The following is a 13,060-nucleotide window of genomic DNA, read 5'->3' on the forward strand; positions in this document are numbered from 1 at the left end:
TTCACCAAACCCTAGGTTCGTAATAATCGTTATCAGGATTTCGGCGCGGCGGTTGCCACATCCGACTTCCACTGCACCGCCACGCCGTTGGAGTAGCGGGCATCAACCCGACTGACTTCGTCCACTCGCGAAGCCAGGCGGTTCTCATAAACCGTAATAAAACGCTCAAAACGTTGCTCAACCTTGTCGCGCCCCAGAACCACCTCAATGCCGTTTGACAGCGTGAGTGTCCAGGCGCCCCGTTGTTCCAGGGACAAGCCAGCAAATCCGAGCCCGTAGCCGGCCAACTGGTCACTCATGGTGCGGGCCATGGAAATCACCTCTCGCACCCGCTCATCCGGCCCCGCCAGCCTGGGCAATCTGCCCGCCACTTCCGGGTTTGGCGGCAGGAATAGCTCGCCTGACCTGCTTACCAGCCAGCCATCCGTCCAATACGCCAATGGCTTTTTCTCCCGGATGTCGATCTCCAGCCGCCCTGGCCAAACCCGCCTGACCGCGGCCGAGGCTACCCAGGGCCGCTGTTCCAGTTCGGCTTTCACCTCCGCCAGATCGGTAGCGAAGTAACTCTTGCCAATCCAGGCTCCGGCAGCACGCTCCACGGCCACCGAGCTGTCGCCAACAAAGTCTCCGCGCACATCCACCGCAATGATCTGCTGGTCCATGGCGGTAAGCAGCCGGTCGGTTGCCCAGGGCACCATGGCCGCCAGCAGAACAATGGTCGCGCCCAGCCCCACCTGCAGCCAGGGCACCGCCGACAATACCCCTCGCAACACACCAAACCGGTCCCGCTCCGGTCCGACCGAGGTTGCCCCCCGTCGCCGGGGCGGCTCGGGCGGTACCGCCCGGCTCCGGATCAGTAATGTTTCAAGCATTCATCGCCTCCGGCAGAGTGTCCTTGAGAATCCGCACGACCAGTTCTTCGAAGCTGATGCCTGCTGCCTTGGCGGCCATCGGCACCAGGCTGTGGTCAGTCATACCAGGGACAGTGTTCGCTTCCAGCAACCAGAACTCGCCGTCCGCATCCTGCATGATGTCGACCCGCCCCCAGGTTCTGCACCCGAGCACGCGAAAGGCGTCCAGCGCCAGGTGCTGCAACCGGACTTCATCATCCGGGGCCAGGCCACAAGGAATCCGGTACCGGGTATCGTCAGCCAGATACTTGGCGTCGTAGTCGTAAAAGGTATGGTCTGTACTCAGGCCAATGGCCGGCAAAGCTTTGCCCTGAAGCAGGCTGACGGTAAATTCCGGCCCCTCAATCCACTGTTCCACCAGCACAAGGTCATCGATTTCCGCTGCCTTCCGATAGGCCTCCGCCAACTCCTCGGTATTGTGAACCTTGAAGATCCCGATACTGGAGCCTTCATGGGCCGCCTTGACACTCAACGGCGTGCCCAGGCTCCGGATAATCTCATCCGCCTCCGTGGCGGAGGTCATGGCCCTGAATGCAGGCGTTGGCAGCCCGCAGCCCTGGAACACGTACTTGGTACGTAACTTGTCCATGGCGAGGGCCGAGGCCAAAACCTCGCTGCCGGTGTAGGGAATGCCCGCCTGCCCCAGAATCGCCTGCAGGGTGCCGTCTTCGCCGCCCCGGCCGTGCAGGGCAATAAACACCCGGTCGTACTCCGGAGCTTCGACGGTTTTGAGCAGACAGCCACGCACGTCAATACAAAAGGCATCAACGCCGGCCGACTGCAAAGCCGACAACACAGCCTGGCCACTCTTCAGGGACACCGCCCGCTCTGCGGAATCGCCTCCCATGAAGACCGCCACGCGCCCGAAGGCTTTCACCAGTTCCGGCGAAGCCTGATAGGGCTGTGCGTTGGTATGACTCAAATCACTCACTTGCTCACTCCCGCCGCAGCTAGTCGCGCAGCAACGCCACCAATATCGCCGGCACCCTGAGTAATCAACAGGTCGCCGTCTTTCAGGGCACTTTCCAACAGATTTTCGATTTCCCGATTTTCCTCGACGAACACCGGCTCAACCTTGCCACGCTGCCGGATACTCCGGCACAGGGCACGGCCATCGGCACCGGGTATTGCCGGCTCGCCGGCTGAATACACATCCATCAACAACAGGCCATCGAGTTCCGACAACACACGTACAAAGTCTTCGTACAAATCCCGGGTACGGGTGTAGCGATGGGGCTGGTACAGCATGACAATGCGCCGGCCAGGCCAGGCATCGCGAGCGGCACGGATAACCGCTTCCACTTCCGTGGGGTGGTGCCCGTAATCGTCCACCAGCGTTACCGACCCTTGCGGAATCCGGTATTCGCCATACACCTGGAAGCGCCGGCCGACACCGGCAAAGCCCGCCAGGCCCCGACAGATTGCCTGATCATCCACCCCTTCATCGGTGGCGACGGCAATGGCCGCCAGAGCATTCAAAACATTGTGACGGCCCGGCATTTTCAGCTCGACCGTCAGGTCTGAGCGATTCCCCGGACGGCGCACGACAAAATGGGTTCTCAGACCATCCGAACTGATCTGCTCGGCCCGGTAATCCGCATCCGGGTTGTCGATGCCGTAGGTAATGATGGCCCGGGATATCCGCGGAATGATTTCCTGCACGTAGGCGTCATCCACGCACATCACGGCAATGCCGTAGAATGGCAGGTTGTGCAGAAAGTCCAAGAACGTCTGTTTCAGTTTTTCAACATCACCGCCGTAGGTATCCATATGGTCGGCTTCGATGTTGGTCACCACCGAAATCACCGGGGTCAGGTGCAGGAACGATGCATCGCTTTCGTCAGCTTCCGCCACCAGGTACCGGGAGCCACCGAGCTGGGCATTGGTACCGGCACTGTTCAGCTTGCCGCCAATGACAAAGGTTGGGTCCAGTCCTGCTTCCCCAAGAATCGAGGCAATCAGGCTGGTGGTGGTGGTCTTGCCGTGGGTGCCAGCGATGGCAATGCCATGGCGATAGCGCATGATTTCCGCCAGCATTTCTGCTCGCGGTACGATCGGCACGCGGCGGCTGCGGGCGGCTGTCACCTCAGGGTTGTCGCCGGCGACAGCAGAAGAGACGACCACGACGTCTGCCTGCTCACTGTTCTCCGCCCGATGGCCGATCTGGACTTCTACGCCCATGGCGCGGAGGCGGCCGGTAACCGGGCTCTCTTTCAGGTCCGACCCGGACACATCGTAGCCCTGGTTCTTGAGCACCTCTGCGATGCCACTCATGCCCGCACCGCCGATACCGACAAAATGGATACGGCGAATACGGCGCATTTCGGGCACCTGATAGACCAGCGGCGGATTGGTTACATCAGCCATTGGCGGCCTCCAGACAGTAATTCACAACTCTCTCCGTTGCATCAGGGCGGGCCAGTGAGCGGGCGGCCGTCGCCATTGTCGAAATTCGTTCCCGGTCGCCAGCGAGATCTTTCAAGGTCTCTGCCAGCACATCCGGAGTCATCATCTGCTGGGGTATCAGAATCGCTGCCCCTGCTTTTACCATGTGTTCGCCATTGCGGGTCTGGTGATCGTCCACCGCGTGGGGGAAAGGGACCAACACTGCCGCGACGCCAGCGGCGCAGAGTTCGGATACCGTCAAGGCTCCAGCCCGACACACCACAATATCTGCCCAGGCGTAGGCTTCGGCCATGTCCCGGATAAACGGTTCAACACTGGCCGAGACACCGGCAGCCTCATAGGCGTCCCGGGCTTCCTGCGCATTTTTTTCACCACACTGGTGCCGAACTTCCGGGCGCAGTTCCTCCGGCAACAACGCCAGTGCAGCTGGTACCTGCACGTTGAAAACCCGGGCACCCAAACTGCCGCCTACAACCAGAACACGCACCGGCCCGGTCCGGCCATCGAGGCGGCGTTCCGGCTCGTCGATTTCGGTGACATCTTTGCGCACCGGGTTGCCGGTGCAACGGGTAACCACGTTCGCACCGAAGCTCCCGGGAAAGGCTTCGAGCACCGTATCCGCAACCCGAGTTAACCAACGGTTGGTCATTCCCGCGATGGCATTCTGCTCATGGATCACCAGAGGCACACGCTGCAAAAAGGCAGCGACGCCGCCGGGGCCAGTCACAAAGCCACCCATACCCACAACGCAATCGGGCTTAATCTTTCGCAGTACGGTGAACGCCTCACCCAGTGCGCGCATCAAGCGGATCGGTGCCAGCACTAGGGCCAGTTTGCCTTTGCCACGAAGCCCGGAAATATGAATCAACGACAGCGGAATATCCGTCTCGCCGATCAGCCGCTCTTCCATGCCGCCCTTTGCACCCAGCCAGAACACCTCGTGGCCTCTGTCCTGCAGAGCACGGGCGGTAGCCAGCGCGGGGAATACGTGACCACCGGTGCCACCAGCCATCATCAGAAAACGACGGGGCTTACTCATACACAGCACCTCCCCCCGCCTTTCTCCTGGTTTGTTCTGAATTCATTCGCACCTTATCAAGCCGTTCAATTTCAACCCTTGCCAGCACGCCTATGCCAATGCAGGTCATCATCAGGCTGGAGCCGCCGTAGCTCACCAAGGGCAGCGTCAGCCCCTTAGTGGGCAACAATCCCGTGCTGACGGCCATATTGATGCCCGCCTGCAGACCAATCAGCAGGGTAAGGCCATAACTGAAGCACGCACCAAACGGCATATCAGCTTTCTCCGCCCGCCGCGCAATCACAAACCCGCTCACTACCAGTGCGGTGAACAATGCCAGCACAATCAGCGAGCCCAACAAACCAAACTCTTCCGCGATGATGGCGAAGATGAAGTCGGTATGTGCCTCCGGCAGATAAAACAGTTTCTGGATCGAATTACCCAGGCCAACGCCCGCCCACTCGCCCCGCCCGAAAGCAATCAGGGACTGGGTGAGCTGATACCCGGTGTCAAACTGATCTTTCCACGGGTCCAGATAGCTCACTACCCGCTTGAGACGGTAGGGCTGGGTAACCACCAGAACGGTTCCCAGTAACGCCAGGATGCCAATCAACGGAGCAAACCGGGTCAGCCGAACGCCGCTGAGAAAAATCATGCCCGCTGCGGCGGTGACCAGCACCACGGTGGCACCGAAGTCTGGCTGAATGACCAGCAGCACCGACGCCAGACCCAACACTACCAGGGGTTTCAGAAACCCGGACCAGGTGTTCAGCAACTCATCCCGGCGCCGAACCACGTATCCGGCCAAATAGGAGATTAGGCACAGCTTGGCCACCTCGGATACCTGCACATTGAACAGTCCCAGGGGGATCCAGCGGGTTGAACCGTTGACGGTGCGCCCCATGGGTGTGAGCACCAGCAACAACACCAGTATGCCGACACCCAGCAGCAACCACCCGCTGCGCTCCCACCAGGACACCGGCACATTCACGGCGACCAGGGCCATGAGGCAACCGAGCGCCGCAAACAGTACCTGCCGGATCACATAGTGATAACTGTTGCCCACGGTGGCCGCCGCCATATCCATGGAGGCGGACGAAATCATCACCACGCCCAGCACCAGAAGCGCAACGGACGTCACCACCAGCACTGGCAGGGGCTGGAGATCACCTAACCAGGCTTGTGGCCGGTAACTGGCTGCACCCACTTGCATCACTGGGCCTCCACCAACGCACGGAACTGGTCTCCGCGATCGTTATAATCCCGGAACATGTCAAAACTGGCGCAGGCCGGTGACAACACCACCCGGTCGCCTGGCCGCGCCAGCCGGCGCGCTTGCTCGACAGCCTCGGCCAGCGACCCTGCCTTGACCAGGTCAACTCCGTCGGCCAACGACCTGGCAATGGTATCGGCATCATGACCCATCAATACGACCGCACGGCAGTATCTGGCTGCGGGTTCCGCCAAGGGTTTGAAGTCAGCGCCCTTGCCATCACCACCGGCAATCAGGATTACCTGGCCGTCTTCGGGAGCCAGGCTTTCTATCGCGGCAACAGTGGCACCCACGTTGGTACCTTTGGAATCATTGATGTAATCAACGCCATCCAGATGCCGGATAAACTCACAGCGATGGGGCAAGCCGGTAAACTCACGTGCCACCCCAAGCATGGTCTCCATTGGCAGGCCCGCTGCCTGACCGAGGGCCAATGCGGCCATCACGTTACTGATGTTGTGCCGCCCCATCAGCTTGAGCTCGCTGGCAAGCAACAGGTTGTCGAACCCGAAGGTTATACAGGTTCCCTGATCGTCGTCCCGGGTGCTGAAAGTCTCCGGGTTCACCCGATTAAAGCCAAAACAGATAAACCGAAGGTTATCGCGGGCCATGGGAGTACTCAGGGCGTCGTCAAGATTCACAATGGCGTTCTTACAGCCCCGGTAAATCCGCTGTTTTGCCTGAAAGTACGCCATTTTGTCCGGGTAACGGTCCATGTGATCGTCGCTGACATTGAGCACGGTGGCGGCCTCGGCGTTCAGCTCTTCGGTGGTTTCCAGTTGGAAACTCGAGAGTTCCAGCACATACAGGTCTGCGCCCTGACCAAGGAGATCCAGGGCGGGTGTACCGATATTGCCGCCAACCTTGACGTTCCGCCCCGCCGCCCGGGCCATTTCCCCAACCAGGGTGGTGACCGTTGTCTTACCGTTGGAACCGGTGATGGCTATGATGGGCGCATCTGCAGCGTCGGCAAACACATCAATATCACCGCGAACTCGAGCGCCATTTTTGGCGGCAGCGGCAATCGCCGGTTCTGCAATGGCAATACCCGGGCTGACCACCAGTTCGTTAAAACCGGCAAACAACGAGGGATCAAACGCTCCGAGATAGACCGGCACATCCGGCCAGCCCGAACGCAGCTCTTCCAGCCCGGGCGGGTTTTCCCGGCTGTCAGCCACCGCAATGTCGCGGCCCGTTCCGGACAAATAGCGCACGCAGGAGAGCCCGGTCTTACCGAGCCCTACTACCAATGTGCGACGATCCGAAACAATGACACTCATAGCTGTAACCACTTCCTATCGGATTTTCAGACTGGCGAGGCCAATCAGAACCAGAACCACAGTGACCACCCAGAAACGCACAATAACGCGCGGTTCGGGCCAGCCTTTCAATTCAAAATGGTGATGCAACGGCGCCATGCGGAAGATGCGACGCCCGGTCAGCCGGAACGAAGCCACCTGCAGAATCACCGAGATAGTTTCCATCACAAACACGCCGCCCATAATGAACAGCACGATCTCCTGGCGAACAATCACGGCCACCACACCCAGAGCAGCACCCAGTGCAAGTGCACCTACATCCCCCATGAACACCTGGGCCGGATAGGTGTTGAACCACAAGAAACCGAGCCCCGCCCCGACCAGCGCACAGCAGAACACAATCAGCTCACCGGCACCCGGCAGGTGTGGAATCAGCAGATAGTTGGCGAACTGGGCATGACCAGACACATAGGCAAAGATCGCCAGCGCACTCGCCACCATCACCGTTGGCATGATGGCCAGGCCATCCAGACCGTCAGTCAGGTTCACGGCGTTGCTGCTACCAACGATCACAAAGTAGGTCAGAAGAATGAACATCACCGGCCCGAGGGTCAGTGATACGTTTTTCAGGAACGGCAGATACAGCGAGGTCTCCTGAGGCAACGATGCGGTCATGTACAACACAATTGCGGCAGCCGCACCGATGACCGACTGCCAGAAATACTTCCAGCGCCCGGGCAGTCCACGAGGGTTACGCTCAACCACTTTGCGGTAGTCATCAACCCAGCCAATCGCACCGAACAATAAGGTGACAGACAGCACCACCCAGACGTAGCGGTTGCTCAGATCCGCCCACAACAGGGTGGAAATTGCAATCGCCACCAGAATCAGCGCACCGCCCATAGTCGGTGTTCCGGCTTTGCTGAGATGGGTCTGCGGACCATCATCACGCACCGCCTGGCCAATCTGGTACTGGCTCAGTTTGCGAATCATCACCGGCCCGATCAGCAGCGATATCAACAGCGCCGTGAGCACGCCCAGAATGGCGCGCAGCGTCAGGTACTGAAACACCGTCAGCGCGGAGAAGTATTGCGATAGAATCTCTGTCAGCCAGAGCAGCATGTGTTTTTCACCTTTTCCTGAATCCCCTCCACCACGCGATCCATGGCGGAACTGCGAGAACCTTTCACCAGAACTGTTGTAGCGCCCTGCCTGCCATCCATGATGGCCGGCACAGCCTGCTCATGACTCTGGAAAATTTCAGTGCCGGTTCCAAAACCGGCCTCGTATGCCTCTGCACCCGGACCTACCGCCAACAGGCGCTCAATGCCTCTGGCATGGGCATGGGCACCCACCTGCCGGTGCAACTCGGCAGCCTCCGCACCCAGCTCCGCCATGGCACCCAATACCGCCACCCGAGTACCGGGGTAACCCGCCAGCACATTCAGGGCAGCGATCATGGACGCCGGGTTGGCGTTGTAGCTGTCATCAATCACGGTTAAATCGGCTGCGGGGTTCAGTACCTGCAATCGCCCTTTCACCGCCTGCACCCCTGCCAGACCGTCCACGATCTGTTGATCCGTGGCTCCCAGCGCCCGGCAAGCCGCCAGCGCCAGCAGGCCATTAGTTATGTTGTGTTCGCCGGCCAGCGGTATACGCACCCTGCAATGCCAGCCTTCCGGACCGGTTACTTCGGTTTCAAACCCCTCTGACATCGGGGTGCTGGCGACGGCCTGATAGTCGGCACCTGAAACCCCGAGCCGGGAAACACTCAGCACCCGGCGCCGGCCCGCCCGCTCGCGCCACTGGTCAAAAGCGGGGTCGTCGCGATTCAGCACAACCACGCCATCGGCGGGCACACCATCAATAATTTCACCCTTGGCCAGTACAATGTTCTGGTAGCTGCCGAAACCTTCCAGGTGTGCCTGGCCGGCGTTGGTCAGGATTGCCACTTCGGGGCGAACCACCGCGACCGTGTGGGCAATCTCTCCCAGACCACTGGCACCCAGCTCAATGGCACCAAACCGGTGTTCAGGTGCCAGGCGGAACAGGGTCAGCGGTACTCCGATGTGATTATTCAGGTTGCCTTCGGTGGCCAGGGTCGGCCCCATGCCCGCAAGGATCGCCGACGTCATTTCCCGGACCGTGGTTTTGCCACTGCTGCCGGTCACCGCCAACAAACGAGCGCTGCTCTCATCGCGATTTCCGGCCGCGAGCCGCGCCAGCGCATCTACCGTATCGGCAACCACCAGCTGTGGAATCGCCAGGGAGCTGTCGGCGGTATCCACAACCGCCGCAACCGCTCCCTGCTCCATGGCTTGCCGGACAAATCCATGACCATCAAACCGCTCGCCTCGCAGTGCCACAAACAGCTGCCCTGGCACCACAGACCGGGTGTCGGTGGAAACGCCGTTAAACCGAACTGCGTCAAGCGCTGCAACGGATCCGGCAACAGTTGCCTGCAACCAGTCGCGGGCCTCCGCCAGAGAAAAGGCGCGCATCATGCCACACCCCCATTTAACTTCAATAGGTGCCGAACCTGCTCTGCATCGCTGAACGGAAGCTTCTGCCCGGCAATCTCCTGCCAGGCTTCATGCCCCTTCCCGGCGATCAGCACCAGGTCTTCCGGCCCCGCCATGGTCACCGCTGCCGCTATCGCCTCGGCGCGGTCGTGAATAACCTCGAAACACCCATGCTTTGAAAAGCCCTGTTCGATATCACGGACAATCCGTGCCGGGTGTTCAGAGCGAGGGTTGTCATCGGTGACGATAATCACATCCGCCTCTTTCTCCGCCTCGCGGGCCATTTCCGGACGCTTTCCGGGGTCCCGGTCACCGCCACAACCGAACACACAGATCAGCCGGCCGGTGACGTGGGAGCGCAGGGCCGCCAAGGCATTGGCGAGGGCGTCCGGCGTGTGCGCGTAGTCCACAACCACGCTCCTGCCATCGGCACCGGTGAACCGCTCCAGCCGCCCCGGTGGCGGGGTCAGCCCTGCTGTTGCAGCGACTGCTCTGTCGACAGGCACCCCCAGCGTCAGGACCGTAGCCAGTGCCGCCAGAACATTGCTGGCGTTGAAGCTACCCAATAACGGCACCTGCAGGTCGAATTCGCCCCACTGGCCATCAACACGGGCCCGGAAGCCAGTCGCCACAGGCGCGAAATCTTTCAGCCACAACTCGGTCTGGGCCTCATGCAGGCTGTAACGAACCCGGTCACATTGCCCATTGAGCTGTTCGAATAACTGCCGCCCAAAAGGATCGTCAAAGTTGATTACGGCAAAGTGCAGCTCTTCCCTGCGAAACAGTCTGGCTTTGGCCTCGCCGTAAGCTTCCATGGAGCCGTGGTAGTCCAGGTGGTCCCGTGTAAGATTGGTAAACACCGCTCCGGTCATGGTCAGCTTGTCAATCCGCCCCTGATCCAATGCATGGGATGACACCTCCATCACCGCTGCACGACCACCGTCGTTTCGAATCCGGTTAAGTACCCGGTTGACCTGGACCACGTCCGGCGTGGTGTGGGTTGCCGGCTGAAGGTTACCTGGCATGCCATATCCCAGAGTGCCCAGCACACCACAAGGGGTGCCGGTTTCCTTCAAAAGTTGTGCGATGTACTGGGTGACCGATGTTTTCCCGTTGGTACCGGTCACGCCAATAAGGCGCAAATGCCGGGAGGGATGCTCGAAAAATCGATCTGCAATCCGTCCCAACTGGGCTCGGAGCCCAACCACGGGCACTACCAACGCGCCATGGCGCTCGTGGCATTCCCTCGATTCCGAAGCTTCCAGAAGTATCGCAGTGGCACCCGCCGATATCGCCTGGTCAACGTATTGCTCCGATGACGTTCGAGCCCCGGCCAGTGCGATAAACGCATCCCCCGACGTCACCGTTCGGCTGTCGGTCTTCAGGCCATGAATCGTGACATCAAACACCGATGGCACGTCGACAATACCCTGTAACAAGTTGCTGATAGATGTGATGCACATGGTGTTACCCTCTCTCTCCGGAGGCCCGACCGGAGCCTTTGGCCCCGCTGACTTCCAGTTCTGGCTTCACATTCAGCAGTCGCAGTGCGTCCCCCATCACCCGGGCGAATACCGGGGCCGCCACTTCGCCACCGTAGTACTCTCCGGATTGAGGCGCATCCACGGCCACAACCGTCACGATACGCGGGTCATCAATTGGCGCCATGCCCGCAAATATCGCTTTGTACTGGCTCTTTTCATAACCCCGGGCGCCCACCAGGTGAACCGTGCCGGTCTTGCCTCCGGCCGCATAAAGGCCCGGCTGGCCGCGACCACCCGTTCCCCGCGCCACGGCCTCTTTCAGCATACCGCGCACGGCAAACGCCACGTCTTCACTCAGTACCCGCTGCCCCTGGGGCGGCGCGTCCTGCTTCATCAGGCTCAACGGATAACGGATGCCACCATTAGCAATCACCATATAGGCCTGGGCCAACTGCAAGGCGTTCACACTCATGCCGTAACCGTAAGACAGCGTGGATTCCTCAACCGGGCGCCACCTTGGGGGTGCCGGTAAAACACCAACGGCTTCCCCTGGGAAGCCGATACCGGTTGCCTGCCCCAACCCCATCCTGGCGAACAGATTTCTCAACACATCGCCCCCAAGCTCCGTGGCAATCTGGCTGACCCCCACGTTACTGGATTTGACGATCATTTCTGTCAGGTCCATGGTTCCGTAATTTCGCGCATCCCGGATGGTAAAACGACCAAATCGGCGAAAGCCGGGTGAGGTGTCTATGGTGCTGTTAACCTGGTACTTGCCGGATTCCAGTGCCGCCGCGATGGTAATCGGCTTGATAGTGGAGCCTGGCTCAAACAAGTCGGTGATTGCTTTGTTGCGCAGATTATCCGCGGATAACTGGGCCCGGTCATTGGGGTTGTATGAACCCTGGTTAACCATTGCCAAAACTTCACCGGTATCAACGTCCAACATGACCAACGTGCCGCCCCGGGCGTTGTGGGCAGTTACCACTGCTTTGAGTTCTCGGTAGGCCAGGTATTGAAGCCTCAGATCCAGGCTAAGCTCAAGATCCCGGCCAGGCCGGGCATCCCGGATTAACATCAGGTCTTTGATGACGCGCCCACGATTGTCCTTGAGTACCCGCTTGCGCCCGGGCTCGCCGGTTAGCCACTGGTTATAGGCCAGTTCAATCCCTTCCTGTCCCAGCTCGTCGATATTGGTGAAACCGACCACATGCGCAGTCACCTCCCCGGCAGGGTAGTACCGACGGTATTCTTGCCGGGCATAGATGCCACCGATCCCAAGATCCAGCGCTTCACGCGCCAGGCTTGGCTGAACTTTCCGGCGCAGATAGATGAACTCACGACCCGCAAAAGTACGCAAACGCTCCCGCAGCGAACCTTCGGTCATACCCAACAGGCGAGCCAGACCCGCCAACCGGGGATCATCGGGATCAGTTTCAGAGGGGTTTGCCCACAGCGTCTGAACCGGGGTGCTGACCGCCAGCGGCTCACCATGTCGATCGCTAACCACACCACGATGCGCGTCAATCGATTCAACCCGGATAGTCCGGACATCGCCCTGTTGGCGCAGAAACTCCTTATCCACCACATGCAGATCGACCAGACGCCAGCCAATACCCAGCATCACCAGCAGAAAAACGCCCAGCACCGAGCCGAAGCGCCAGGCCTTCAACCCCGCGGACAAACGCTGCTGCCAGTTTGCTGCCTGCTTTCCCTGACCGGACAAATCGATCACCCTGATGTGTTTGTTATGATCGTTATTTCGCCGCAACCGGAGACATCAGCGGCACAAGAACTATGTCCTGTCGCCCCGGCACCACCATATTGAACCGTTCTGCCGCCAGGTGCTCTACGCGCCCATGAGCACTCAGCGCACTCTGCTCGAGCAAGAGCTGACTCCATTCCCGCTGATAAGCATCACGTTGCTGCTGCAACCCGGACAACGTATTGAATAACTCCCGGTTTTCGTGGGCACTGACAACAACACCGATGGCAGACAGTGTTAATACCGCCACCAACGCCAGAGTCACCACCACCCGGCTCTCCCGCGTGGTGTCGAAAACCTGCCGGGACAGGCGCACGGCGGTTGCCACGCCGTCACGAACCCTCTGCTTGCTGAGCCTGGTGGTCTTGGTTGGTTGTTCGATGGCTACCGCGCCCATAACGTCGCGCTCCCCTGCGAATTCG

At 60.0% G+C, this 13,060-nt stretch carries 11 protein-coding genes; all 11 read right to left on the minus strand.

The annotated features are described in order from the left end of the window. Window positions 1–32 precede the first annotated feature (32 nt). From ACTZWX_RS13270 to ftsL, 11 genes are read right to left on the minus strand one after another with little or no spacing between them, the layout of a single operon-like run. Complete coding sequence (locus tag ACTZWX_RS13270; RefSeq protein WP_444714328.1) at window positions 33–872, minus strand: cell division protein FtsQ/DivIB; 840 nt, start codon at window positions 870–872, stop codon at window positions 33–35. Further along, window positions 865–1,842 carry a D-alanine--D-alanine ligase gene (locus ACTZWX_RS13275; RefSeq protein WP_444714329.1) on the minus strand — a complete coding sequence of 326 codons (978 nt, stop codon included), beginning with the start codon at window positions 1,840–1,842 and terminating at the stop codon, window positions 865–867. Before ACTZWX_RS13275 ends, ACTZWX_RS13270 begins: the two co-directional genes overlap by 8 nt. Next, window positions 1,839–3,278 carry a UDP-N-acetylmuramate--L-alanine ligase gene (gene murC, locus ACTZWX_RS13280; RefSeq protein ID WP_444714330.1) on the minus strand — a complete coding sequence of 480 codons (1,440 nt, stop codon included), beginning with the start codon at window positions 3,276–3,278 and terminating at the stop codon, window positions 1,839–1,841. The genes ACTZWX_RS13275 and murC overlap by 4 nt, the downstream gene beginning before the upstream one ends. Continuing rightward, window positions 3,271–4,356 carry an undecaprenyldiphospho-muramoylpentapeptide beta-N-acetylglucosaminyltransferase gene (gene murG / locus ACTZWX_RS13285; RefSeq protein WP_444714331.1) on the minus strand — a complete coding sequence of 362 codons (1,086 nt, stop codon included), beginning with the start codon at window positions 4,354–4,356 and terminating at the stop codon, window positions 3,271–3,273. Before murG ends, murC begins: the two co-directional genes overlap by 8 nt. Beyond that, window positions 4,349–5,548: a putative lipid II flippase FtsW gene (ftsW, locus tag ACTZWX_RS13290; RefSeq protein WP_444714332.1), complete on the minus strand. Its 1,200-nt coding sequence runs from the start codon at window positions 5,546–5,548 to the stop codon at window positions 4,349–4,351. Before ftsW ends, murG begins: the two co-directional genes overlap by 8 nt. Further along, window positions 5,548–6,888 (minus strand): UDP-N-acetylmuramoyl-L-alanine--D-glutamate ligase, encoded by a 1,341-nt coding sequence (gene murD, locus ACTZWX_RS13295; protein WP_444714333.1) that lies wholly within the window; start codon window positions 6,886–6,888, stop codon window positions 5,548–5,550. The genes ftsW and murD overlap by 1 nt, the downstream gene beginning before the upstream one ends. A 15-nt stretch (window positions 6,889–6,903) precedes the next feature. Continuing rightward, on the minus strand, window positions 6,904–7,989 hold the full coding sequence (mraY, locus tag ACTZWX_RS13300; protein ID WP_058091011.1) for a phospho-N-acetylmuramoyl-pentapeptide-transferase: 1,086 nt from the start codon (window positions 7,987–7,989) through the stop codon (window positions 6,904–6,906). Then, window positions 7,974–9,371, minus strand: coding sequence for a UDP-N-acetylmuramoyl-tripeptide--D-alanyl-D-alanine ligase (locus tag ACTZWX_RS13305; protein ID WP_444714334.1), 1,398 nt, complete (start codon window positions 9,369–9,371; stop codon window positions 7,974–7,976). Before ACTZWX_RS13305 ends, mraY begins: the two co-directional genes overlap by 16 nt. Continuing rightward, window positions 9,368–10,852, minus strand: coding sequence for a UDP-N-acetylmuramoyl-L-alanyl-D-glutamate--2,6-diaminopimelate ligase (locus ACTZWX_RS13310; RefSeq protein ID WP_444714335.1), 1,485 nt, complete (start codon window positions 10,850–10,852; stop codon window positions 9,368–9,370). Before ACTZWX_RS13310 ends, ACTZWX_RS13305 begins: the two co-directional genes overlap by 4 nt. 4 nt (window positions 10,853–10,856) lie before the next feature. Beyond that, window positions 10,857–12,599, minus strand: a complete 1,743-nt coding sequence (locus ACTZWX_RS13315) for a peptidoglycan D,D-transpeptidase FtsI family protein (RefSeq protein ID WP_342631881.1) — start codon at window positions 12,597–12,599, stop codon at window positions 10,857–10,859. Window positions 12,600–12,630: 31 nt separating this feature from the next. Next, the gene (gene ftsL / locus ACTZWX_RS13320; RefSeq protein WP_058091014.1) at window positions 12,631–13,035 is read right to left on the minus strand and encodes a cell division protein FtsL; all 405 of its coding nucleotides are present in this window, start codon (window positions 13,033–13,035) and stop codon (window positions 12,631–12,633) included. Window positions 13,036–13,060 lie beyond the last annotated feature (25 nt).

The organism is Marinobacter sp. NSM (genome assembly GCF_052380025.1).
Lineage (GTDB): Bacteria > Pseudomonadota > Gammaproteobacteria > Pseudomonadales > Oleiphilaceae > Marinobacter.